Below are 26,430 nucleotides of genomic sequence, written 5' to 3' on the forward strand. Positions count from 1 at the left end.
ATGAAATTAATTATTGCCGAAAAGCCTGATCAAGGTTTAAAGCTTGCAGCCCCTTTTAAGTTTCAAAAGAAAAAAGGGTTCTTAGTCATTCAGCCTAACGAGTTTTTTCCAAAAGGTGCTTATTTAACTTGGGCTATTGGGCATTTATGTGAGTTATTATCACCTGAAGAATATGATGAAAAATGGAAAAAGTGGTCATTGAATACTTTGCCAATTATACCTAATCGTTTTGGGCATAAAGTATCAAAAGGAAAATGGGATCAATTTTCAATCATTAAGAATTTAGTCCATTTAGATGAGGTTACTGAAATAATTCTTGCAGGCGACTGTGAACGTGAAGGAGAACATATCGTTCGCCTTATTTTAAATTTAGCTGGAAATAAAAAGCCAATGAGAAGACTTTGGATTTCGTCATTAACAGAAAATGCTGTTAAAAAAGGATTTAGTCAACTATTGGATGAAAGTGAAACAAAAAGTTTATTCTTTGAGGCGTATAGCCGTGCATGTGCTGATTGGTTAGTTGGAATGAATGCATCAAGAGTATATTCATTACATCTACAAAAAAAAGGAATTCAGGATGTATTTTCGTTAGGAAGAGTTCAAACACCTACATTAGCTCTTATTGTAAAAAGAGAACTTGAGATTGAAAGGTTTAATTCCGAACCTTATTGGGAGGTTTATGCTACATTTCAGTTTGATAAGCAAAAGTTTTTTGGAAAATGGCATAATAAATTAGAATCTAAAATTATGTCAAAGGAATTAGCTGAAAAAATTGCAGGCTTTTGTGAAAATAAAAACGTAAAAATTACTGATATTGAGCAAGAAAGAAAAGAGTTTCAACCACCTTTTCTTTATAATTTATCAGCACTTCAAGCTGATGCAAACAGTAAATATAAGTTTTCTCCACAAAAAACACTTGAGATTGCACAAAAACTTTATGTTAAAGGGAATATTTCATACCCACGTTCAGACTCAAGTTTTATTACGAAAGAAGAAGCAATGATGCTTCCAGATATATTGAAGAAACTTGAAAATATTGAGCAATTTTCAAATTTCTTCCCTCTGCCAAATCAATCTATATTAAATAATAGTCGCTTCGTTAATGAGAAAAAGGTCACTGATCACTATGCAATTATTCCTACTGAGCAAGTGCCAAATATCCATAAAATGAATGATGAGGAATTGAAAATCTATGAACTAATTGTCAATCGTTTAATTAGTGCACATTATCCTAATTCAATTTTTGATTATACAACAATTCATACGATAGTAGATGGGAGAGCAACTTTTATTTCAAAAGGGAAAATAATGGTTCAAGAAGGTTGGCGTAAAGTCATATTCGAAAAATCAAAAGAAAAAAATACAGAAGAACAAAATTTACCCGTTGTAGAAACTCAGCAAGAAGGAATTGTTAAAAAGGTTGAGGTAAAAGAAAAGAAAACCCAAGCACCTAAACGATATACAGAGGGTCAATTAATCACATTAATGAAGTCTGCCGGAAAACATATTGATAATCCTGAATTAACGAAAATACTAAATAAAACAGAAGGACTAGGTACTGAGGCAACTAGGGCTGGTATTATTGGTACTTTAAAAAATAGAAAATATATTGAAGTTAAGAAAAATCAAGTTTTCGCAACGGATAAAGGGAAGCTTATCATTTATGCTCTTGGTGAAAATATTTTAACTTCACCTGAAATGACAGCAAAATGGGAGCAGAGATTAAGTGAAATAGGAGAAGGAAAGGCAAGTAGTCTTGAGTTTATGGAACAAACAAAAAAATTAACTGAAAAAATAATTCTTGATGCATATGAAAACGAGAAGATTTGGAATTTTTCAGAGTTTAAAATTGAAGATATGCAAAATTCAAAGTTTGGTCCAAAGAAAAAATCAACTAGTGTTGGAAAATGTTTTAAATGCGATGGTAAAATGATCGATAAAGGTTCATTTTATGGTTGTGATCAATTCCAAAAAACAAAATGTGGCGTAACAATTTCAAAAAAAATATTAGGAAAAACAATTACCAAGGCGTTAATGAAGCAGTTATTAAATGGTGAGACTACAGAAGTTATAAAAGGATTTTCTAAGGATGGAAAAGAATTTGAGGCGTCTTTAAAACTCAATGAATCAGGGAAGATTATGTTTATCCAAAATTCCATAAAATAAAGTGGAGCATAATGTAATTTAACTAGTCAATTCTATTTTTTATTGCATATAATTATATACAATGATAATAGGAGGATTAGAGTGAAGGAATTCTATAGCAACGAACAAGTTTTTCTAACTGGTGGAATTGTTCCTTCCGTCTATTCATTATGTATAGACTGTAATCGGAAAATTGTACATGTCCTTGACTTGGATCGGGTGGGCACTAGGCCGGTATGTGTATCATTTTCTAACAGTTTTGCAGAAAATATTTTTGAACAAATAAGCTTATCAACGTTAGGAAGTTACTTAGAATACCAATATTTAATTTATACTACTGAAGGTATAGTGACAATATGGAAAAATAACGAACTAGTAGCGTTAACAAATTTAGATGAATGTAAACCGGAATTCATTAGTTTAATGAAAGAAAGAAGAAATACATGGTCTAAATATAAAGCTTTATACAAACGGAAATAAATTTATAAGGATTACTCTATGATTTAAGAGTAATCCTTTTTTACGTTGTTGAAAAACAACCATATCAATTCATTTACCAAATTTACTTGTTCATTAAAAAAAGTATGCAATAAACCCTAATCAAATAGACCTTTACTTAGAGTAACCTACCTTTTTTTATTAATCAGTTTGTAGTAAATTAAGATCGAACATTTATAAAACTAATCAGTAGAACTTGTTTATCAAAAAAGTTAGCTCATAATTTTTTAACTTAAAAAAATATTTCTTTTGTTATTGGAATCACAAATTGCTCTAACAGCTTTACATTTAATACCATTAAAAGATCTTCCAAAAAAGATCATTTCATTAATAAAATGTTCTTTTAATGTCCGTTTTCACATTTTCATGTATGAGCAAAACCTTTTTCAATTTGAGAACAAAATTTCAGCATATCAAGCCTAACAGGATCTTTGGCATTGGCATATTCCTGTCTTTTCCTGTCTTAATTTGTTAAACTATCAACATATCATAAAAAATTAGAAGGTGACAAAATGATTTGTTTTTTAGAAAATACCTTTCAAATAAAATTAGAAAAAAATGATAAAGGTAATTATCCGATTATTGTGACTGACGAAGGTATATTTAGCGAGATGAGTCTGAAAGATAAACCGAGCACGTATGTTAAGTTTATTATAAATGAATACGATGAGTTAACCATTGATTGGTATATCGAAAATGAAAATCGCTTCTCAGTAAAAAGCCTACAAGTTCATCAAATGATATTAATAAACGATCATGATGAAAATTCAATTCAATTTGTATTAGAACGTTGGCAAAGTAGGATGTTTAAGATTCAATGGAAGCCAAAGTTACACATTGAATTTGGTTTATATTATGAAGTTTGCGATGATTGCGATTAAGATGATTTTTTAGGTTTAAGTAAGGTTAAGATTACAAGAAAACTAATCCAACCGATAAGTGGATAGAGGAATGTTAATAATGGTCCATAGCCGATAATGCTAATAAACAAGCAGGATATTAATAATAAGATAACGACTAAATTTGTATTTAATCGGATATAAGAATTAATTTGTCTAGACATCCCATATATATTTCCAACTAGTGTAGTGAAAATTTCAGCTAGAATAACCATTAGGAAAAAGTAATAGAAAATTGGATGGATTTTTTTAATGACCTCTACCATTGGAATTTCATATTGTTGAAAATTGGTTACACCTGATACGTTCAAGTGAATTAGTAATAAAATAGTGCCTAATATTAGACCGCCTAAAACTCCGCCTTGTACAATAGAAGATTTTTCTTTACACTCAAAACCAATCGGTACTAAAACAGCTTGGGCTAATGCCATATTTAAACAAACATAGGTTATTGGTTTTGTAAACACTGTATAGTTAAGTGTATTTATAGAAGGTAGAATATGGTCTAATGTTATTTCATGCATCGTAAATGGTAAGTGTGAGTTGATAAAAACTGCGACGATAAAAGCACACATAATTGGTACTACCGTATTATTTAAACTGAATAAACCACTTGTCCCTTTTCTTAAAACGATAAAAGTCAAAATGATAAAAAATACTGATCCGATAAAAGAATCAAAATGTAAGTAATTTTTAAATACAGCTCCAGCACCAGACAACATGACACTTGTAACGCCAATTAAAACAAAAAATAATAGCCCATTAATAATATTTCCTCCGAGTTCTCCAAACAATAGTACATTAAATTGCTGAGCAGAATTTAATTTATATGTATGAGCAATTGTCATAATTTTAGTTCCAAACCAACAAAATAATATAGTGGCAAAAAGGATCCCCATAGCACCATATACCCCGTTAATTGAAAAGAACTCTACAATTTCTTTACCCGTGGCAAAACCTGCTCCAATTACTGTTCCGACATATGTAAAGGCTATATTTCGAGCTTCTTTACTAAAGTTGAATTTCATAGGAAGTCCTCCTAAATGTAGTACTAAATTGTATGATACTTTTTACGAAAATAGACATGCTCCTTAGTAAAATTTTATAAGCAAATTAACTTGGATTTACTGTTATAGATTTCATAGAACAAGGAAGTTCTAATTAATATTCAATTTACGCATTTTTTTTATTATGTTAAAGTGAGAAGGTTAGGGGGACGGACATCATGAATATACTTAAATGGAATTTTAATATGAAGATTAGGCTTGTTGCTGAGTTTTTCTTTGGATTATTCTTTTGGATGTATTTACCATTTTTAGCAATCTATTTTGCCGAAGAATTAGGTAAAGTGACAGCGGGGATTTTACTTATGTGTTCTCAAGCTGTTGGGGTATTTGCAAATTTAATCGGTGGATATTTGGCTGATACGTATGGTCGAAAACGAATGATGGTCATTTCAGCTTTCATTCAAGCTGGAGGAATGATTTTATTAACGGTTGCAAATTCACCAATTTTAGATTCTCCATGGCTAACTTTTTTGGGGTTTGCAATTATTAGTGTCACAGGAATGCTTTATAATCCAGCGAGTTCGGCTATGGTAGCAGATACAGTAGAAGATAAAGATGAAAGAAACCTAGTGTTCGCTGTTTTTTATACGATGATCAACATAAATGTAGTAATTGGTCCAATTATCGGTGGAATTTTATTTTTCAAAGCAAGATTTTTATTATTTGCTACATCCTCATTGATCTTTTTAATTGTCGCATTTATGATTCTACTATTAATAAAGGAGTCATTACCAGACTCTATAAGACAAGAAAAAGAAGCGTCTATTTCAAAAGTTTTAATAAAACAAGTAAAGAATTATCGTATTATTTTTACTGATAAGGTTTTTTTCTTATTTGTTGCAGCTGGTATATTAATCTCCCAAACTTTTACTCAATTAGATTTATTACTAGCCGTTTATATAAAGGAAAGTATTCCTGTTCAAACATTATTTAGTTTTAGCGATTATACTTTAAAGACGAATAGTGAAACATTATTTAGCTGGGTCATAGCCGAAAATGGTTTAATCGTAGCATTATTTACAGTATTAATAACAAAATTTGCCAATAAGTTTAATGAAAGACTTTTATTTTTTGCATCATCTGTTTGCTATGCTTTATCCATGTTATTGTTTGGATTCACGCTATCAGCCTATGTTATTTTTATTGCAATGGCACTCTTTACTTTAGGTGAGATATTAGTCGTAGGAAATCAAAACTCATTTATTGCAAAAATTGCTCCTGAAAATCAACGCGGACAGTATTTTGCAGCAGCAGGTTTAAGATGGTCACTCGGACGAACTATTGCACCATTAACAATTCCACTAGCTGGGTTAATTGGATATAAATGGACATTTAGCATAATTTCAATCCTGGCTTTGATTGGAGCATATTTATTTGAACTAATGTTTAAACAAATCAAGAAAAAAACTGAACCGTTTTCTGAAAATATGAAGGTAGGATAAGTAGTAGTAAAAGAGGATCCAATAAAATGGATCCTCTCAGTGTGTAGACAAAGTACTAAAAACTTGATTTTTAGACTGATTGCAAGCGCTTGTCTTTTTTAACGGTTATTCAATGTCTTATCTAGTGTGTCAATATTTTCTTGCATTAAGTCGAAATAATCTTTGTGATTCTTTAAATCATCTTCTGAAATAGTTGCTAGGTGATTAAGTCTCAAGATTTCAGCATGGGTTTCATTTTTTACAACAGTTGCTACTTTTGGTGTAGCAAACGTTTCAAACAAAATATATTTGACATGATGTTCTTTCACAAAATCAACAACTTTCTTTAAATCCTTCTGTGACGGCTCTTGAGAAGGGGAAAGGCCTGTGATCGGGATTTGTTCGATTCCGTAATGTTGTTCCAAATATCCATAAGCTGCATGTGAAACGACAATATCCTTACGTGCGGAATGTAAAACTAAATTTCTTAATTCATTATCAAGTTCATCAAATTGATTTTCAATTTTATCATAATTTGCCTCAAAGTACTGTTTGTTTTTTGGCATTAATTTAACTAACTCATCTCTGATGTTTTGTGCTTCAATTTTTGCACGAGATGGATCTAACCATACATGTGGATCAACGTCATGATGATCTTCATCTTCCTCAATTTCTTCTTCGTTTGACTTTATTAAATCAATATTTTTAGTTGCCTCTAAGATTGCAACATGATTATTTTTAAGTGTATCCTTGATTTTATCTGCAAAAGGTTCCATACCTGCACCATTGTAAACAAATAAATCTGAGTTTGCGATTTTTACTATTTGTTTGGAAGTTGGTTCAAAATCATGAGTATCAACACCAGTAGGGTATATGGAGTGTACATCAACGTATTTACCACCAATTTTTTCAGCAAAATCTTGTAGAGGATATATGGTTGTATAAACGGTTAATTTATTTTTATTTTTAGTACTTTCCTGTTGTGTGCCTTTATTGCAAGCAGACAGAACTGTACTAGTTAATAGCAGAGTCGTTATTGCTAATTTTTTAAATTTCATTTTATTCTCTCCCTAAAAAAATTATTCATTTTAGTATTTTATAATTAGGCTGTAACTAAACGAATAAAGTTAAAATATTTTAATTAATTCGTAATCATTCCTTTTTATGTTTTAAAAAAAATGTAAGATAATTCTTATCAAACAATTAGATACATAAATTATAAGATTCAAAATCGTAATAAATACGATTTAATCCTTTGTCATTATAGAACAGTAATGATTAATGTGCAAGAAAAATGGGGTTTTTAGGAGGAGAATTATAAAAAAAGTATGCTTTGATGAGAAACAATGCATCAAAACATACTTTTTATTAAGATTTTCTTTTTAAACGGAATTTACGTGGTTTCTTATTTTCATTATTTGATTGCTTCTTTTTACTTTTAAAAAATTGAAAGAAAATAAAGAAGATGTAAAGCGGAATTGCTATATAAATAAAGAATGGCCACTGTTCTTTTTTAGCATGCCATACTAGATATAATGCGTATCCTAAAAAAATGGTAATAATTGTAGCATATTTAGGAATGGGAATATCTTTAAAGCTTGGAATTTTTATTCTACTAACCATTAAGAATGCTAATGCAACAAAAACTGTAATGATGACTATTTGCGGTATACGACTTCCGAATAATGTTAAAAAGGCAACAAGACCACCAGCTGCTGTAATTGGAACTCCAGTAAAATATTTTAGAGATGTTGAAATCGGTGTAACATTAAATCTTGCTAATCTATATGCCCCAAACAGTGGGAATAAACCAGCAATTCCAAGACCAAGGATACCTTCAGTGGAAAATTGTGTACAATATACCAAATAAGAAGGTGCAACTCCAAAAGTAACTATATCAGCTAAAGAGTCTAATTCTTTTCCTAATTGTGATTGGACTCCTAAAACTCTAGCAACTCGACCGTCCATACTATCGAGCATCATTCCTATTAAAATAAGAATTGCGGCATTTCTAAATTCTCCTTTAGCCGCAAAGCCGATCGATAGAAACCCACAATATAAATTCCCTAGAGTAAATAGGTTTGGAATACTTTTTCTTATCATACATTCACTTCCTAAAATTGATATAAAAAATAGATATGCTCAAATTCAATAAGATATATTATAACCCAAAATTTAGTAATAATGGAATCTAATAATTAAGTTCATAAAATGTTTGTACAATCGACATAAATTCTATTGAAAATTGTCGTATTTTGCACCGAAAAAATATGTGAATAGTATTACAATCATATTGCACTACACTAAAATTAAGAAAAAATATGATATTTGAACTAAAAATTTGAGGGAATTTAATAAAAAATAAATTAAATATTAAAAAAATACTTTTTTTTCTGAAAAATATGTAGTATATTGAAAAAGTAAAAAGTGATTTTTCAGAAAAATAAGTAAATTATAAAATGAATAATCACTAATATATGGAGGTGCTCTAATGAAGCGTAGATTAGCAACAACTGTTTCAAGTTTATTAGTACTAAGTACGGTACTAGCGGCTTGTGGCAAAGACACAGAAAAGACAGCAACTAACTCACAGAAGGAAAAGAAGCAAACGTTAAGGTTAACTACAACTACTGAGATTCCTTCAATGGATTCAGCAAAAACTACTGATTCAATGTCATTTGAAGTTTTAGACAATGTAAATGAAGGTTTACTTCGTTTAGGTGAAGGTGACGAAGTAGTAGACGGAGTTGCTAAAAAAGATTCGATTGAAGTTAGTAAAGATGGTCTAACATATACATTCCATTTACGTGATACACAATGGTCAAATGGTGAGCCTGTAACTGCTAATGATTTCGTTTATGGTTGGCAACGTGCTGTTGATCCAAAAACTGCATCTGAATATTCATTCATTTTATACTATGTGAAAAATGCTGAAGCAATTTTTAATGGTAAAATGCCAAAAGACCAATTAGGTGTGAAAGCACTAGATGATAAAACTTTACAAGTAACGCTAGAACAACCAACTCCTTATTTCTTACAATTAACTACTTTTGGTACATACTTACCAGAAAACCAAAAGTGGGTTGAGTCTAAAGGAACTCAATATGGTTTAGAAGCAAATACTCAATTATATAATGGTCCGTTTACATTAAGTGAGTGGAAGCATGAGCAAAGCTTTACATTAAAGAAGAATCCAAAATATTGGGACAAGGATTCGGTTAAGTTAGATGAAATCAAATACAATGTAGTTAAAGATACTTCAGCTGCAGTTAACTTATATGAAAACGGCGATATTGATAAAGTAATGCTTGATTCTGAGTATGTTGATAAATATAAAAATGACCCTGATTACAAAACTCAATTAGATGCTCGTTTAGTATTCTTCCGTTTCAATGAAAAACTACCAATCTTTAAAAATGCTAAAGCTCGTAAAGCATTTGATTTAGCTTATGATAAATCAGCTATTACATCTTCAATTTTAAATGATGGTTCTAAACCAGCTTATTGGTTAGTTCCTTCTGAGTGGGTAAAAGGCCCAGATTCTAAAGACTTCCGTGACCATAACGGCGATTTCAATAAATATAATGTTGAAGAAGCTAAAAAGTTATGGGCTGAAGCTAAGAAAGAACTTGGTAAAGATACATTTGAGTTAAAAATGCTTTCATATGATGATACTACTCGCAAAAAAGCTGCTGAGTATGTAGCTGGTGAGCTTGAGAAGAATTTACCTGGTTTAAAAATTACGGTAGCTCCACAACCGTTTGAGATCAAACTCGATAACGAGAAAAAATTAGACTACGACTTCTCATTCTCAGGTTGGGGTCCGGACTATCCAGATCCAATGACATTCATTGATATGTTCATCTCTAACAGTCCATTCAATGAAATGGCATACAACAATCCAAAATATGATGAGCTTGTAGCTGCTGCTAAGAAAGAAGCAGACCCTCAAAAACGTTGGGATGATATGGTAGAAGCTGAAAAAGTAATTATGGATGAGGCTGGTATTTCACCAATTTACCAACGTGGCCGTGCATATTTACAAAAAGATTCAGTTAAAGGGATTATTGCGCACAAATTTGGCGGAGATTTCTCTTACAAGTGGGCATCTAACGAAAAATAATAATTTACACTGTAAAGAGAAGGGACAACCCTTCTCTTTTTTTAGAAATTTAGTTTTGATTGATAATTATATTTTCTTTATAAGTGAACAAGTCAGAAATTAAAAGTGAATGTTAAAGGGTGTCAAGACGGATCACTTTTTAGCTAGATACCGTTTTAATTTAGGACTTGAAAAAAATTAAAATGGAATAATATCATTTTATTTAAAAAAAGTATACATATTTGTCCAACATTAATCATTTACTGAAATTGGGGCAATTATTAATAGTTTTGATTTAATATGCAAAAAAAGACTTCAAAATGTAGGTTTTAATTACAAGAAAGTAAAGATTTATTTAAATTTATTAATTTTTTTGAAAAAAATGTCGATTTTTTGTTGATATTTTCAAAAAAGTATGTAAAATAAGAATTAAGTTAAAGGTTATTAACTATTCCGACAATAAAAATTGTTTGAATATTTTAATAGTTTTTAAGTCTAATTGTTTAATTTTGGGGAGGCAATCTAATGAAAAAGAAGGTATCATATTTTCTATCTTTATCTGTTGCTGTGAGCATGCTTTTAACTGCATGTAACTCAGATAACTCAAAGGATGGTAAAAAAGAAACAGCAAAAGCAAAACCACAAGTATTGAACTTACTAGGCGGAGCTGAACTACCAAGCTTAGATTCAAGTACTAGTACTGATGCTGAATCTTTCAACGTTTTAGGTAACATTATGGAAGGTCTAAACACATTAGGTAAAGATGATGTTGTACAACCTGGTATCGCAGAATCTTTTGATAAATCAGCTGATGGTTTAACTTATACATTCCACTTACGTGATGCTAAATGGTCTAATGGAGAGCCTGTAACTGCTGGAGACTTCGTTTATGCTTGGAAACGTGCTGCAGATCCTAAAAATGCATCTGAGTATGCATTCATGTTGAATGTATTACAAAACGGTGAAGATGTTACTACTGGTAAAAAACCAGTTGATCAATTAGGAGTTAAAGCTGTTGATGATAAAACTTTAGAAGTTAAATTAGCAAAAGCAATTCCATATTTTGATTCTTTAGTAACTTTCCCAACATTCTTACCTTTAAATCAAAAATATGTTGAATCTCAAGGTAAAAACTACGGTTTAGAAGCATCTAATTTAATTTTCAATGGTCCATTTGAATTATCAGAATGGAAACATGATGAAAGCTACAAGTTAGTTAAAAACCCTGACTACTATGATGCTAAAGACGTAAGCCTAAAAGAAATCAACTTTAAAATCGTAAAAGACCCACAAACTGGAGTTAACTTATATGAGTCTGGTGATGTTGACCGTGCTGGTTTAACTGCAGAGTTTGTTGACAAATATAAATCTAGCCCTGACTACGGAACAACTAAAGAGCCAACTGTATTCTTCTTACGTGTAAACGAATCGAAAAATCCAGCTCTTAAAAACGTGAACATCCGTAAAGCTTTAAATGAAGCATTTGACCGTGAAGCAATCACTAGCGTAATCTTAAATAACGGTTCAGTACCTTTATACGGTTTAGCTCCAAGTAACTTCTTAGATGCTAATGGTAAAGACTTCCGTGATGCTTCTGGAAAACTTGTAAAATACGATCCAGCTGATGCTAAAGCATTATGGGAACAAGGATTAAAAGAAATCGGTAAGAAAGATGTTTCAATCGAATTATTAGGTTCAGATACTGAAACAAACAAAAAAATCAGTGAGTACCTACAAGGTGAATTCACTAAAAACTTACCAGGTTTAAAAATTAACATTAAATCAGTTCCATTTGCACAACAATTAGACTTAAACACTAAGAAAGATTATGACATCTCATTCGGCGGATGGGGTCCAGACTACAAAGACCCAATGACATACTTCGATATGTGGACTAGTCAAAGCCCATTCAACCAAATGGGATTCTCTAACAAAGAGTATGATAAGTTAATCTCACAAGCTGGTTCTGAATTCTTATTAGATCCAACTAAACGTTCTGATGCATTCTTAAAAGCAGAGAAAATCTTAGTACAAGACAATGCTGCAATTCTTCCAATTTACCAACGTGCTATTGCGTACGTTATGAAGCCAAAAGTAACTGGATTAATTGAGCATGCATTCGGACCAGATTACACTTACAAAAACGTTGTAATTAAATAATTAATAAATGATAAAAGGCTGTTCTAATGTCAGGTCACTGACTTGGACAGCCTTTTTTTATGAAATGATACTTTAACCTGTGTATTTCTTTATTTTGACATATTTAATGTTGCTATGTATTATCATTGTAGTACAAGTTGTTTTTGAGAGGGGGATCCTATTGACAAATATCATACATCAAATATTAGAATTTTTTGCCTCATTAGGGTATTTAGGGGTAGCATTAGGATTAATGATAGAGGTTATTCCGAGTGAGATTGTTTTAGCATATGCTGGTTATCTTGTAGCCGGAGGACATATCAATTTTTCAGGTGCTCTACTAGCAGGTGTGATTGGGGGAACGATTGCACAGCTATTTTTATATTGGTTAGGTTATTTTGGTGGTAGACCAATCATTGAAAAATATGGTAAATATATTCTAATTAATAAGCATCATCTTGATTTAGCTGAAAAATGGTTTTCTAAATATGGCGTAGGAGTAGTGTTTACGGCTCGTTTTATTCCTGTTGTTAGACATGCTATTTCGATTCCAGCCGGATTAGCAAAAATGCCAATAAGTAAATTTACACTTTATACACTTATTGCAATCATTCCTTGGTCTATCCTATTTATCAAAATAGGTGAGAAATTAGGTGAAAACTGGGAAACTGCCAAATCTGTTTTAGCGCCATATACACCTATGATAATCATTATAGCGATTGCACTATTTGTTGTATATTTTTTAATAAAAAAATTAGTAGGAAAAGGTAGAAAATAAAATAAATATGATTTGTTTTACATTATATTACATATAATATGATAAATTTCAAATTGGAAGGATGAATTTTATGTATTCTATGTCGTATGATGCATTAAAATCTGATTTATCAAATACTCTTTCAAATGTTCAAAATCAATTGAATACAGAAGATTATTCATTACATACAAAAGAGCAATTACAAAGTCAGTTAGAAGTTTATCAATACATTGATCAATTAAGTGATATGTATTATTTTTATAAAAGCGGATACTAAAAAATAGGTCACTATAAGTGGCCTTTTTCTTTATTTGTGAATAGTATAAATGCTCACTACAATAGCTGCATTAACCGTTTGATTATTAGAAAATGGACTTTCTTTTTAATAAAGGTTGAAACATATAAAAATGTTTCGTATGCTATTATTGTGTAGTTTTTGTTTTAGAATTAGAGGTGAATTAAGATGCTAAATTTTTATCTTTCAGATGCACAAGGGAAACTAAATCAAGTCGATGTAATTGAGAAAGGTTGTTGGATCAATGCGATCAATCCAACAGAACAAGAAATTCAATATCTAGTTCAAAAATTAGACTTAGATTTAGATTTTATTAAAGACCCACTAGATGATGAAGAACGTTCAAGGATAGAGGTTGAAGGGGAACACACTCTAATTATTGTTGATATACCAATTGTAGCTCATGATGATAATGGGCACACAATTTTTGATACAATACCAATCGGGATGATTATTTCATCCAGCACTTTTGTCACAATCTGTTTAAGTGAAAATCCAATCTTTGAACGATTTATTTACCAAAAAGTTAAAGGTTTCTTTACGTTTAAAAAGACTAGATTTGCACTTCAACTATTGCACACGACATCATCATATTATTTACGTTATCTTAAACAAATTAATCGTAAAACAAATGAAATTGAAGTTGAATTACATCAATCCACGCGAAATCAAGAATTATTTACAATGCTGAACCTTGAAAAAAGTCTTGTTTATTTTACTACTTCACTTAAATCGAATAAAATCGTCATGCAAAAAATTCTTAAAGGGAATATATTAAAAATGTATGAAGATGATGAAGATTTATTAGAGGATGTAATTATCGAAAATAAACAGGCAATAGAGATGGCAGAAGTATATAGTAATATCTTAAGTGGAATGATGAATACTTTTGCTTCAGTTATCTCAAATAATTTAAATATTGTAATGAAATTTTTAACTTCTATTACTATTATTTTATCAATCCCAACAATGGTTTCAAGTTTTTATGGGATGAACGTTGATCATATTCCATTAGCAAATATACCACATGCGTTTCCAATTGTAATTGGCATATCTGCAATATTATCAACAACAATTGCACTAATATTTTGGAAAAAAAGGTACTTTTAACTCACAAAGCCGCCGGTCATTCGGAGGTTTTGTGAGTTTTCATTTTTTAAAGTACATGGGAGAGAGAGTATGAGTACGAATTTTTATCATTCATTTCTACAAATGAATACGATCTTTATTTCGATTGTAGTAGAAGCATTGCCATTTATTTTAATTGGTGTATTTATATCGGGGATTATTCAAATATTTATTACGGAAGAAATGTTATATAAATTAATACCTAAGAATAGATATAAAGCAGTATTAGTCGCTATTTTATTGGGATTTATTTTCCCAGGTTGTGAGTGCGGAATTGTACCAATTGTAAGTAGGCTAATAAAAAAAGGTGTGCCACACTATGTAGCCGTGGCGTTTATGTTAACAGGGCCAATCATTAACCCAATTGTACTGTTTGCAACATTTATTGCATTTGGTAATAATATTGAAATGGTTATTTATCGTGCAGGGACTGCTATGATAATTGCTTATATAATAGGAATTGTTTTATCCTATTTAAAAATCGAGAATCCTTTAAAACACGATCTAGTTACAATTCCAGTTGATCATTCAATTCCTGCTAGGAAAAAATTATGGAGTGTTTGTGTACATGCTATAGAAGAATTTTTCTCCATGGGTAAGTTTTTAATTTTAGGCGCATTTATTGCAGCATTCGTACAAACATATATTCCAACTTCAACGTTAATGCATATAGGAAATGGACAAGTTGCTAGTATTCTAGTAATGATGGCATTAGCTTTTATTTTATCTCTATGTTCTGAGGCTGATGCATTCGTAGCATCATCATTTCAAAGTACGTTTTCTTTAAACTCAATCGTTGCGTTTATGGTTATTGGTCCAATGATCGATATTAAAAATACATTAATGTTATTCCAACATTTCAAAAGTCGATATGTATTCATTATTATTGGATTAGTTATTGTATTAACGTTTTTCACAACATTATTCATTTAAGGGAGAATCAATATGGCAAGAGCATATGTACTATTAGGATTTACCTTTTTTTTAATGCAATTGCATATTAAGGGTACGATCTCAAAATATATTAATATGAAATACTCTTATTTATCTCTGACAGCTGGGATATTATTTGCATTTCTAACTTTAATTCAAGTAATTCATACGTTAAGAACTAGTCATGATGAAGATGAAAACCATAGCCACGACCATGATCATAGTTGTGATCATACTTGTGTACATGGACATGTTCATAAAGAAGCAAAAGGTTTTAAAAAGTTTTTAAATGGCTTAGTTTTCATCTTTCCATTGTTTACAGGTATATTTTTACCTGTTGCAACATTGGATTCTACGATTGTACAAGCAAAAGGATTCCATTTCCCTGTTTCAGAACCGGGTAATAATGATCCTTTTATGCAAAGGCAGTATTTAAAGCCTGATTTGAGTATCTACTATGGGCAAGAAGGATATCAAAAATTAATTAAACAAGAATCAAAAGAATATATAAATAAAAAAAGCATTGTCCTAAATGATTATGACTTTCTTAAAGGAATGGAAGTTTTATATGATGAGCCAGGGAAATATTTAGGAAAGCAATTAACCTATAAAGGCTTTATCTATCATGAGAAGGGATTGAAAAAAAATCAGGTTTTCTTATTTAGATTTGGAATTATCCACTGTGTTGCCGATTCTGGTGTATATGGTGTGCTAATTGATTTGCCTGATGGACAAACGTTAAAAAATGATCAATGGATTGAAGCTACTGGTAAAATACAACAAATGTACTATCAACCATTTAAAGTAAACATTCCTTATTTAGACGTCACTAATATTAAGGAAATTCAACCACCAAAAGATGCGTATGTATACCGTAACAAGTAAAATGAGCCTAAATGGCTCATTTTTTTTATACTGTTAGGATAAACAATTATTAAATTCTTATAAAAATGACTGTTTTTAAATTTACATTTACCGAAATGACATTAAAAATAGAAAAATTATATAAAAAACTTGTTCATATCTAGACATGTACACATTCAATATCTAAATTTCTACGTATGTTATAAATGTACAATAAATAATTATAGAGGTGTTCTTAAATGTGGGGATTTTGTGGTTGCAATCGTAGAAGAGAAGAAAGAGAAGAAGTATCACCAGTAAGAGATATGAGAGAGTTTGTTGAAGTTCGTAGACCTTGTAATGAATGTGATTGCCATAGAAATAATGACCATCACAGAGTAATGAGTGAAAGTATGCATAATGACAATGGCAGATTTATGAGTGAAAATATGCATAATAGTCATTCAAACAGAAATGAAAACAGAAACGATAGCCGAAATGAAAACAGAAATGAAAACAGAAATATGAGTAATAATAGACGCGGTGGATGTAGAAGAAATAGAAATAGAAATATGAATAACAGTATGGTATCGCCAGCAACAAGCTCATTTTGTGAAACTCAATTAGAAGCTGCAAGAAATAGTTGCGTTGCAAATCCGTTCACAGCATTTAATCGTTGCAACAATAATAATAATATGTAATTTATTTAAAAAAGAGCTTTTACACTAATTGAATTATGAACTTTTTTATGAGGTGTCTTTTACGACATCTCTTTTTTTAGTAATCTAATTTCTAAAAAAGTATAAATGAGTTAAGTTCCACTAAAACCTCTTTTTAAATAAGTAGACTTTAATTAAAAGTATTTAATAATTTTTTCATTCTATTTTTTAGGGCTTGTACATACGTTTTATTAGAGGTGATTTAATGAGACAATCAATCTATATAAAATCAATTAATCTTAAACGTGTAACGGCAAGTGTCTTTGTAGGCATTGTCTTATTATTTTTGTTAGCGAGTTTATTTGTAACTTCTATGAAAAATGCGAAATCATATTATGTGCATCAATGGTTTGAAAAAATGAGCTATGAAGGATTTATTAAAGCGTTTGAATATGAAAATGGTCATTTTAAGGTTGGTGACGATTCTACTAAAAATGGACAACCTATCGGTAATATACTTTTTTCATTTATAACAAATATTAGACTGTATGATCCAAAAAGTTTATTAGTACATGAAATATCTAGTATGACAAAATTCGAAAATAATATTTTAGTTGCTGGAGAAGGTATTGATTTTACGAATCTTCCAATAGAATCAAGCTTAACTCTTGACGAAATTAACCAAAATCCAACTGTTAAAGATCCAGTGAATGAACCAATTAAAAATCCAACAAATCCACCTACAAAAACTACAAATGGAAAAGATGTCTTTTTTATTTATCACACACATAGCTGGGAATCATTTTTACCTTTAATCCCAGGTGCAAAGTCGCCAAATCAAGCTTCTTCTCCAAAAGTAAATGTTAGTTTATTAGGAGAACGATTGAAAAAGAATTTAGAAGCAAATGGAATCGGTGCGATTGACGATAAAACAAATATAGGGGCTGAATTAACGAAAAGGAATTGGAATTGGGGAAGTTCATATAAAATGTCTAGATTGGTTGTACAAGATGCGCTTTCTCAAGATCAAGATTTAAATTATCTTATTGACATACATCGTGATGACCAAAGAAAAAATGTGACAACTACTGAGATAAATGGGCAAAAATACGCAAAGCTTTACTTTATCGTTGGGGTAGAAAACAAAAATTATAGAAAAAATTTAGCATTAGCTAAAGATTTAAATAATGAAATTATGAAATTTAACAAAGGTTTAACGAGAGGAATATTTAGTAAAAACTATAAACAAGGAAATGGCGTGTATAACCAAGATTTATCACCACACTCTATATTAATTGAAGTAGGTGGGGTCGATAATACATTACCAGAACTTTATAGAACAATTGACTTGCTCTCAGATATCCTGAGTAAATACTATTGGGATCATCAATAGCGTAGTTAAAAGAAAAAAGAAGACCACGAAAAAAAAACATTTCATGGTCTTCTTTTTTTATTCCATTAAATTCCTACCCCAGTTCATTTAAACTCTCTTTCATAACAATCAGTAAATTGTAAAGAATAGATACTGAGTAATTTGTTAAAACATTAAGATGGAGGATTAGATATGAAAAGAGGATTAATTATCATACTATTAATGTGCTTAATTGCGACATCAAAACCGGCAAATACATTTGCAGTACAAAATGAAGTATTAGAAGATGCAGTGTTGTCAATCCTTTTTCCTAGTATAAATAACCGCTTATATAAAATGTTCGGTCCAGGAGAACAATATAACTGTGCAACAATAACAAATATAAAAAAGAAATATAATGGTACATACGTATTTGGAGCAACAATTCAATTAATTGCATATAAACAAGATCAACAACCACCTTTTACTCTTGTTAAATTTAACTTTTCAAATGATGACGGTGAATGGAGTATTCGCTCTGTTACAAAAGAACCAATTCAAACAAAAACTACATCTTTATGTAGGCCCCCTGTATAAAAAAATTTTAGTTTGAGATGCAAAATTTTGGTAAAAAATGTAAAAATATATTAGGTAAAAAGAATTAAATTTATCATTTTTGATGATAAATTTAGTATAAAGTATGATATGATAGAGAAAAAAATTAAAGGTGGCAATATCGTTGGCGGGAATTGATTCAATAAAGGAGATAATCTATATTTATGGTGATAACCATAATCATTGCTTTATAACATCAGGTATAAATTATAAAGAGTTTGTTCAAGGACTTCCTTTTCCTCTTCAAAACATTCTTTTGCTAAAACACGATATTCAATGGTCCGAATTTAATTTAAATTCCTCTTTTTATTATGTTGAAAGGGAATATATTAATCAATTTATATTAGAGCATAGTGAACACGATGACTTATGTTGGATCGATTTTGAAGAATTAGCAGATTTAGATGAGCTGGAGCCTAAAGAAATTGCAGAATTACTCTATCTTGCTCACAAAAAAGAACCTTTACAAAAGCCCTTTATACCAAGATTAAACAATTCTTTTGCTTATATGAATATAAGTGATGGAATGTATCAAAAAGTTTATTATAAACGAACTAATGACTTTATTTTTATGCTTTGTAATGTCATATCTTATAAAATTACACAACTTCAAAGAAGAAGTTTAAATATATTTAATCGTTCAAAACAAATTACTCCAATCAATATTAAATTAATGTTGACATTATATCCTTTAATGGAGGATGGATTAATCATTGATTTAAGTGAGAGAGTTGAAAATAGAAAAGTAATCGAAATCCCTATTTTCCGAGTTGATTTTTATTCTGGTGTAGATGAAATTTTGGAAAATGTTGAAGAATATCGCGACCTGACAAATCATATCGCAAATTTAACTTATTCAAAGAAAGATGACGAATGGTCTGTCGTTCATGTTTAATGAAATTGAATGTCTTTCGATTTGTTATGTTATATTAAGATACCAATTGTTATTGATGAACAATGAGTAGTGAAATTTTGCGGAAAATTTAAATGGACCTTTAAGGTTCTTTCAGTGTGTAAAATTCTGAAAGGACCTTAAAGGTCTTTTTTTTAATCTATTCTTACAGAATTGCACTTAGGACAATTAGTAAATTATAGAAAATAGTTACTATTACAGAAAATAATCCAAATCCAATTGCTGTATATCCTAAAGTAGAATGGCCTTTAGTGACAGAGTATATTCCAAGTGCAATTCCGACGATTCCAAATAAAACAGGCATTAAAAATAACGAAAATAGTGAAAAAAATAGAGCTACGTATCCAATTACAATTCCTGAAGCATGTGATTTATCTGAAGTTGTTTCCGAATAAAACACATTCCTTGTGGGATAAAACTCTGCACTATATTCTTCGTTTTGATCCTTTGGTAAATTGTGATTACGTTTATGTTCTTTATGCTTTTTATGACGATACATTTCATTACACTCCTCTCATTTAATGCCTTATCATTAGTATGTGACTTTGTATTCCATTGATAAGTAGAAAGTATTAGTAATTTTAAATGATCTGTTGAAAGAATTTTGAATTTTTAAAAATGAATAATTTGTAAAATTGTGCTATAATTTTGATTATAATGAAGTGCAATTGGAGATGATTGAATGAGTCAAGTTAAGTCAGATTTAGAAATTGCTTTTGAATCAGAAATGAAAAAAATAACCGAAATTGCAGATAATTTAAATCTTTTTGATGAAGAAGTTGAAAACTATGGGCATTATAAAGCTAAATTGTCATTATCAATTTTAGATCGATTAAAAGAAAATCAAGATGGAAAATTAATCTTAGTTACTTCGATAAATCCTACTCCTGCTGGTGAAGGTAAATCAACGGTCACTGTTGGGCTTGCACAAGCTTTCCACCAAATCGGCAAAAATGCAATTGTAGCATTGCGCGAACCTTCGTTAGGTCCAACAATGGGAGTAAAAGGCGGTGCAACTGGAGGAGGCTATTCTCAAGTTTTACCGATGGATGATATAAATTTGCATTTTAACGGTGATATTCATGCAATCACTACGACGAATAATGCTTTAGCAGCATTTATTGACAATCATATCCATCAAGGTAATGAACTAGAAATTGATGTGCGTAGAATTTCTTGGAAGAGAGTAGTCGATTTAAATGATCGTGCTTTAAGAAATGTCGTTGTAGGTTTAGGTGGTCCATCTGGTGGGGTTCCAAGAGAAGATGGGTTTGATATAACGGTTGCTTCTGAAATCATGGCGGTTCTTTGTTTAGCGACATCAATTCAGGACTTAAAAGAAAGACTTAAACGAATTGTTGTTGCCTATACTATACATAAAACTCCGGTAACTGTTGGAGATTTAAAAGTAGAAGGTGCGTTAGCATTATTACTAAAAGATGCGATTAAACCAAATCTTGTACAAACTATTGAACACACTCCAGCAATTATACATGGTGGCCCATTTGCTAATATTGCTCATGGTTGTAACAGTGTTATTGCAACGAAAATGGCTATGAAATTAGGGGATTATGTTGTAACGGAAGCTGGTTTTGGTGCAGATTTAGGAGCAGAAAAATTCTTAAATATCAAAACTAGAGCTTTAGGGGTTACACCTGATGCAGTCGTAATAGTTGCAACTATTAGAGCATTAAAAATGCATGGTGGAGTAAATAAAAATGAATTGACTAATGAAAACGCTTTAGCAGTGAAAGATGGCATTCAAAATCTTGAAAAGCATGTGGAAACAGTTCGTAAATTTAACGTACCTGTTGTTGTAGCAATTAATAAATTTATTACTGACTCAGAAGAAGAAATAAGTGTATTAAAACAATGGGGACAAGATAACGAAATTAAGATCGTCTTAACAGAGGTTTGGGAACATGGAGGTAAAGGTGGCGTAGAGCTAGCTGAATCTCTTGTTAGTTTGTTAAAAAATCCTAAAGAAAAATTTAATTATTTATATGAATTATCAGATTCAATTGAAAATAAAATAGAAAAAATTGCAAAAGAAGTTTATGGTGCAGACGGAGTGAATATTTCTCCTAAAGCAAAAAAACAAATTTTGGAATTCAATGAGAATGGATGGGGCAACCTACCAATTTGTATGGCAAAATCCCAATATTCGTTATCAGACCAACCAAGTTTAGTTGGAAGACCTTCTGGTTTTAAAGTAGAAATAAGAGAACTTAAAGCATCAATTGGTGCAGGTTTTATTGTTGCACTAACAGGTAACGTAATGACAATGCCAGGTTTACCGAAAAAACCGGCTGCATTAAATATGGACGTAGATGAACTTGGCCGTCCAAAAGGATTGTTTTAACTAACTTACTAACTCATACTAAAAAACATACTCGCATTTGATGCGAGTTTTTTCAGTATATTTAGTGTTTAAAAAACTTCTTATTAGGGGAGATACTCATTTGATCAAGTTAGCTAAGTATTTAAAAGCATTTAGTACAAGTATAATTTTAGCTATATTATTTTTATTTGGTCAGGCCATGTGTGATTTGAACTTACCTAACTATATGTCCGAAATTGTAAACAATGGTATTCAGCAAAATGGTATATTGCATGTTGCTCCAGAAGCAATTAGTCAAAAAGGTATGAAACTAATGACTACCTTTATGACAGATCAGGAAAAAGAAATAATATTTAAAAATTATGATTTAAAATCCTCAAATGATAAAAATTCAAAAGGAAAAACATACATAAGTATTTACAAAAAGGCAGGTAACAACATATACGTAAAGAAAAAATTAAATATGACAAATGAAAAACAACTTGATCAATCATTTGGTACTTCCACTTGGACGTTATTAAATATTATCCAAGAAAAAGCCACTGGAAAAGTAAGTCATGCACGAACTAGTAGTACGCCACGTTCAAATAAGATTAATTTAACAAAGCTATATGAGTTACAACCAATGTTTGATAAACTTCCCAAAAATGCGATAATAAATGCCCATAATAAAGCAATATCATTGGATAAAACCTTACTAAACCAAAGTGGGATTATGATGACGAAAGCATTTTATACTGAATTAGGTGTAAATTTACATAAAATAGGAAGTTTATATATCGTTAAAATTGGATTGATTATGATTGTGATTGCTTTACTTGGAGGAATAGCAACAGTCTTAGTCAGCTTCTTGTCCTCAAGAATTGCCTCTGGAGTCGCTAGGAATTTACGTAAAGATGTTTTCAAAAAAATTGAAAGCTTTTCAAACAATGAATTTGATAAATTTTCAACAGCATCTCTAATTACAAGATGTACAAATGATGTAATGCAAATTCAAACCCTTTTAATGATGGGGATTCGAATGCTTTGTTATGCACCAATAATGGGAATTGGCGGAATTATAATGGCAATTAACAAATCTGCTTCGATGAGCTGGATTATTGCATTAGCTGTTATCATTCTACTTTCTTTAATTATGGTAATCATGACAGTGGCTATTCCAAAGTTCAAATTGATTCAGAAGCTAATTGATAAGTTAAACCTAGTTTCAAGAGAAAATTTAACAGGATTGATGGTTATTAGAGCTTTTGGAAATGCTTCACATGAAAAAATGAGATTCCAAGAGGTAAACAGCGAATTAACGAAAACGAATTTATTTGTCAATCGAATCATGACAATGATGATGCCTTCAATGATGTTAATTATGAATGGTTCATCACTATTAATCATTTGGGTAGGTGCACATCAAATTGCTAAATCAAACATGCAAGTTGGTGATATGATTGCATTTATGCAATATGCAATGCAAATCATTACAGCATTTTTAATGATTTCGATCATGTTTATCCTTGTCCCTAGAGCTGCTGTTTCTTCTGCTCGTATTTCAGAAGTATTATCTACAAATGTATCAATTATTGATCCAGAACTAAATAAAAATTTTGAAGTAGATAAAAAAGGATTTGTAGAATTTAAAAATGTTTCTTTCCGATATGAAGGTGCTGAAAATGATGTTCTTAATAATATTTCGTTTGTTGCAAAACCTGGACAAACAACTGCCATTATTGGTCCAACTGGTTCGGGAAAATCAACAATTGCAAATTTAATATTACGTTTTTATGATGTTACAAAAGGGGAAGTCTTAGTTGATGGTGTAGATTTAAGGGAAGTAAAGCAAAAGGATTTACGTACTAAAATAGGGTATGTACCTCAAAAAGGATTTTTACTAACAGGGACAATTGCTTCTAATTTAAAATACGGAAATAAAAATATTTCTGATGAAGAAATGAAAAGAGTAGCCCAAATCGCTCAGGCTAGTGAATTTATCTCTCAAAAAGAAGGGGAATTTAATGCTGAAATTTCTCAAGGTGGAGATAATGTTTCAGGTGGTCAAAAACAAAGAATTTCGATTGCTCGGGCTTTAGCAAGGAAACCTGAAATTCTTATTTTTGATGATAGTTTCTCCGCGCTTGATTTTAAGACGGATTTTACGCTAAGAAAAGCGTTAAATGAAGAGATAAAATCATCTACCATGATCATTATTGCCCAGCGTGTAAATACGATCATGAATGCAGAGCATATTGTTGTTTTAGATAATGGCAGGATTGTAGGCCAAGGTACTCATAAAGAACTTCTGAAAAATTGCCCTGAATACTTAGAAATTGCTTCATCGCAGTTATCCAAGGAGGAATTAGCATGAGCAATTCTAATAAAAATACTTTTAATAATCATGGCAGTGGACGCGGGCCCGGTCAAATGTTTGGAAGAAATATCCCAATGGCACCAGGTCAAAAGGCAAAAGATTTTAAAGGTTCGATGGCAAAATTGATGAGTTATTTAGGTGCACACAAAAAGACCATCGTTTTTGTCTTTGTACTAGCAATTATTTCAACTGTTTTTACGATACTAGGACCAAAAATTCTTGGTAAAGCGACAGATGAAATTTTTTCCGGTGTCATGAAACAAATAAGCGGAAGTGGAAAAATTAACTTTGGAAAAATAAGTGTAATTGGTTTATGGCTAATTGGTTTATATTTATTAAGCTCACTTTTTGCTTATCTTCAAGGCTACGTAATGAGTGGTGTTACGATGAAGGTAACTTTTAAGCTTCGAAGTGATATAAATGATAAAATTCATAAATTACCTTTAAGCTATTTTGATCAGACTAGTCACGGTGAAGTTCTTTCTAGAATAACGAATGATGTTGAAACAATTAATCAAACATTAAACCAAAGTTTAACACAAATCATTACATCGATTACTTCGATTATTGGTATAACAATTATGATGATTTCGATCAGCTGGCAACTCACGTTAGTTGCGCTATGCATATTGCCTCTATCAATGGTATTTGTCATGATGATCGTTAAAAAATCTCAGAAACATTTTATTAACCAGCAAAGATATTTAGGGAAAGTAAATGGACACGTAGAAGAAATGTTAGGAAATCATGTTTTAGTAAAAGCATTTAGTGGTGAAGAAGAATCTACAAGAGCTTTTAGTGAGTATAATGACGAGTTATATAAATCGGCATGGAGAGCGAATTTTCTATCGGGACTGATGATTCCAATTACTGGTTTTATTGGGAACATTGGCTATGTTGCGATTTGTATATTAGGTGGATATTTTACAGCAAATGGATCAATGACTGTTGGGGGAATTCAAGCTTTCATTCAGTATGTTCGTTCGTTTACGCAACCAATTTCACAAATTGCTAATATTTCAAATATACTTCAACAAACAGCAGCTGCTGCAGAAAGAGTATTTGAATTTTTAGAAGAGAAAGAAGAAGTACCTGAAGTGACAGATGCAATATCAATTAAGCCTAATGAATTGACAAGTGATGTTCGCTTCAATCATGTTGCTTTTGGTTATACACCTGAAAAAATGATTATTCATGATTTTAATTTAGTCGTTAAACCTGGCCAAAAAATTGCAATTGTTGGGCCAACTGGAGCTGGTAAATCAACAATTGTAAATTTAATCATGCGGTTTTACGATGTTAGTAGTGGGGAAATCACAATCGGTGGACATAACATAAAGAATTTTAAAAGGGATGAACTTAGATCATTATTTGGAATGGTTCTGCAAGATACTTGGCTATTTAATGGTACGATTGCAGATAATATCCGTTTTGGTAGACTTAATGCAACGGATGAAGAAGTAACAAATGCATCTATTTCTGCTCAATCTGATCACTTTATAAGAGCTTTGCCTGATGGATACAACATGATACTTAACGAAGAAGTGAATAATATATCCCAAGGTCAAAAGCAGCTAATCACGATTGCTCGTGCAATTTTGGCAGATCCTCAAATATTAATTTTAGATGAAGCAACAAGTAGTGTTGATACGAGAACTGAAGCACTCATTCAAAAAGCAATGGACAATTTAATGGTAGGAAGAACGAGTTTTGTGATTGCGCATCGCCTTTCGACGATTCGAAATGCAGATTTAATTCTTTGTATGAAGGATGGCGATATTATTGAACAAGGTACGCATAAGGAATTAATGGAAAAAGAAGGTTTCTACACAAATCTTTATAATAGCCAATTTGAGATAATAAAATAAAAAATAATCCGATAAAATTGAATTAAAATAATTTTATCGGATTATTTTTTGTGTGGTTCGTTTATTATGGTAGATAATAGTAAATAAGCGAACTTAG

At 30.9% G+C, this 26,430-nt stretch carries 22 protein-coding genes; 18 read left to right on the forward strand and 4 right to left on the reverse strand.

The genetic code is table 11. The features are described from left to right. The 3 genes from RAH41_RS15210 to RAH41_RS15220 all read left to right on the forward strand — a co-directional run bounded on the left by RAH41_RS15210 (window position 1) and on the right by RAH41_RS15220 (window position 3,524). Window positions 1–2,166 carry a DNA topoisomerase III gene (locus RAH41_RS15210; RefSeq protein WP_331223632.1) on the forward strand — a complete coding sequence of 722 codons (2,166 nt, stop codon included), beginning with the start codon at window positions 1–3 and terminating at the stop codon, window positions 2,164–2,166. An 81-nt stretch (window positions 2,167–2,247) separates the two neighbouring features. Further along, a complete protein-coding gene (locus tag RAH41_RS15215; protein ID WP_331223634.1) occupies window positions 2,248–2,625 on the forward strand; it encodes a hypothetical protein in 378 nt (125 codons plus the stop codon). Window positions 2,626–3,155: 530 nt separating this feature from the next. Then, window positions 3,156–3,524, forward strand: coding sequence for a DUF3979 family protein (locus RAH41_RS15220; protein ID WP_331223635.1), 369 nt, complete (start codon window positions 3,156–3,158; stop codon window positions 3,522–3,524). On the opposite strand, the gene RAH41_RS15225 is transcribed toward RAH41_RS15220, so the two are convergent. Continuing rightward, a complete protein-coding gene (locus RAH41_RS15225) occupies window positions 3,521–4,570 on the reverse strand; it encodes a hypothetical protein (protein ID WP_331223637.1) in 1,050 nt (349 codons plus the stop codon). The genes RAH41_RS15220 and RAH41_RS15225 overlap by 4 nt on opposite strands. Window positions 4,571–4,767: 197 nt before the next feature. On the opposite strand from RAH41_RS15225, the gene RAH41_RS15230 reads away from it, so the two are divergent. After that, complete coding sequence (locus RAH41_RS15230) at window positions 4,768–6,051, forward strand: MFS transporter (RefSeq protein WP_331223639.1); 1,284 nt, start codon at window positions 4,768–4,770, stop codon at window positions 6,049–6,051. 98 nt (window positions 6,052–6,149) lie between these two features. On the opposite strand, the gene RAH41_RS15235 is transcribed toward RAH41_RS15230, so the two are convergent. Together RAH41_RS15235 and pssA are read right to left on the reverse strand one after the other, a co-directional pair. Then, entirely contained in the window at window positions 6,150–7,088 is a 939-nt protein-coding gene (locus tag RAH41_RS15235) for a metal ABC transporter substrate-binding protein (RefSeq protein ID WP_331223640.1), read from the reverse strand. 310 nt (window positions 7,089–7,398) lie between these two features. Continuing rightward, entirely contained in the window at window positions 7,399–8,133 is a 735-nt protein-coding gene (pssA, locus tag RAH41_RS15240) for a CDP-diacylglycerol--serine O-phosphatidyltransferase (protein ID WP_331223641.1), read from the reverse strand. 388 nt (window positions 8,134–8,521) lie between these two features. Here pssA and RAH41_RS15245 point away from each other — a divergent pair, with 388 nt between their 5' ends. From RAH41_RS15245 to RAH41_RS15295, 11 genes are all read left to right on the forward strand, one after another. Beyond that, the gene (locus tag RAH41_RS15245; protein WP_331223642.1) at window positions 8,522–10,153 is read left to right on the forward strand and encodes a peptide ABC transporter substrate-binding protein; all 1,632 of its coding nucleotides are present in this window, start codon (window positions 8,522–8,524) and stop codon (window positions 10,151–10,153) included. Between the two features lie 504 nt (window positions 10,154–10,657). Beyond that, complete coding sequence (locus tag RAH41_RS15250; protein WP_331223643.1) at window positions 10,658–12,292, forward strand: peptide ABC transporter substrate-binding protein; 1,635 nt, start codon at window positions 10,658–10,660, stop codon at window positions 12,290–12,292. A 106-nt stretch (window positions 12,293–12,398) separates the two neighbouring features. After that, the gene (locus RAH41_RS15255) at window positions 12,399–13,049 is read left to right on the forward strand and encodes a DedA family protein (protein WP_331223644.1); all 651 of its coding nucleotides are present in this window, start codon (window positions 12,399–12,401) and stop codon (window positions 13,047–13,049) included. A gap of 70 nt (window positions 13,050–13,119) precedes the next feature. Then, on the forward strand, window positions 13,120–13,305 hold the full coding sequence (locus RAH41_RS15260; RefSeq protein ID WP_331223645.1) for a hypothetical protein: 186 nt from the start codon (window positions 13,120–13,122) through the stop codon (window positions 13,303–13,305). 186 nt (window positions 13,306–13,491) lie between these two features. After that, window positions 13,492–14,433, forward strand: coding sequence for a magnesium transporter CorA family protein (locus RAH41_RS15265; RefSeq protein WP_331223646.1), 942 nt, complete (start codon window positions 13,492–13,494; stop codon window positions 14,431–14,433). A 69-nt stretch (window positions 14,434–14,502) separates the two neighbouring features. Continuing rightward, the gene (locus RAH41_RS15270; RefSeq protein ID WP_331223647.1) at window positions 14,503–15,384 is read left to right on the forward strand and encodes a permease; all 882 of its coding nucleotides are present in this window, start codon (window positions 14,503–14,505) and stop codon (window positions 15,382–15,384) included. Window positions 15,385–15,396: 12 nt separating this feature from the next. Beyond that, entirely contained in the window at window positions 15,397–16,269 is an 873-nt protein-coding gene (locus RAH41_RS15275; protein WP_331223649.1) for a TIGR03943 family putative permease subunit, read from the forward strand. Between the two features lie 218 nt (window positions 16,270–16,487). After that, a complete protein-coding gene (locus RAH41_RS15280) occupies window positions 16,488–16,928 on the forward strand; it encodes a hypothetical protein (protein WP_331223651.1) in 441 nt (146 codons plus the stop codon). A gap of 223 nt (window positions 16,929–17,151) precedes the next feature. Further along, window positions 17,152–18,279, forward strand: coding sequence for a stage II sporulation protein P (spoIIP, locus tag RAH41_RS15285; protein ID WP_331223652.1), 1,128 nt, complete (start codon window positions 17,152–17,154; stop codon window positions 18,277–18,279). Window positions 18,280–18,450: 171 nt separating this feature from the next. Then, window positions 18,451–18,834, forward strand: a complete 384-nt coding sequence (locus RAH41_RS15290) for a DUF3888 domain-containing protein (RefSeq protein ID WP_331223654.1) — start codon at window positions 18,451–18,453, stop codon at window positions 18,832–18,834. A 142-nt stretch (window positions 18,835–18,976) separates the two neighbouring features. Further along, window positions 18,977–19,747: an oxalate:formate antiporter gene (locus RAH41_RS15295; RefSeq protein WP_331223656.1), complete on the forward strand. Its 771-nt coding sequence runs from the start codon at window positions 18,977–18,979 to the stop codon at window positions 19,745–19,747. Window positions 19,748–19,910: 163 nt separating this feature from the next. Here the strand turns inward: RAH41_RS15295 and RAH41_RS15300 are convergent, their stop codons facing one another. Next, complete coding sequence (locus RAH41_RS15300; protein WP_097979382.1) at window positions 19,911–20,264, reverse strand: permease; 354 nt, start codon at window positions 20,262–20,264, stop codon at window positions 19,911–19,913. Window positions 20,265–20,447: 183 nt separating this feature from the next. On the opposite strand from RAH41_RS15300, the gene RAH41_RS15305 reads away from it, so the two are divergent. The 3 genes from RAH41_RS15305 (at window position 20,448) to RAH41_RS15315 (ending at window position 26,333) form a co-directional block, all read left to right on the forward strand. Next, a complete protein-coding gene (locus tag RAH41_RS15305; protein WP_331223658.1) occupies window positions 20,448–22,127 on the forward strand; it encodes a formate--tetrahydrofolate ligase in 1,680 nt (559 codons plus the stop codon). 100 nt (window positions 22,128–22,227) lie between these two features. Continuing rightward, window positions 22,228–24,462 carry an ABC transporter ATP-binding protein gene (locus RAH41_RS15310; RefSeq protein WP_331223660.1) on the forward strand — a complete coding sequence of 745 codons (2,235 nt, stop codon included), beginning with the start codon at window positions 22,228–22,230 and terminating at the stop codon, window positions 24,460–24,462. Next, the gene (locus RAH41_RS15315; protein WP_419471612.1) at window positions 24,459–26,333 is read left to right on the forward strand and encodes an ABC transporter ATP-binding protein; all 1,875 of its coding nucleotides are present in this window, start codon (window positions 24,459–24,461) and stop codon (window positions 26,331–26,333) included. Before RAH41_RS15310 ends, RAH41_RS15315 begins: the two co-directional genes overlap by 4 nt. The last annotated feature ends 97 nt before the right edge of the window (window positions 26,334–26,430 follow it).

It is taken from the genome of Gottfriedia acidiceleris, from assembly GCF_036421055.1.
GTDB classification, from domain to species: Bacteria; Bacillota; Bacilli; order Bacillales; family Bacillaceae_G; genus Gottfriedia; species Gottfriedia acidiceleris_C.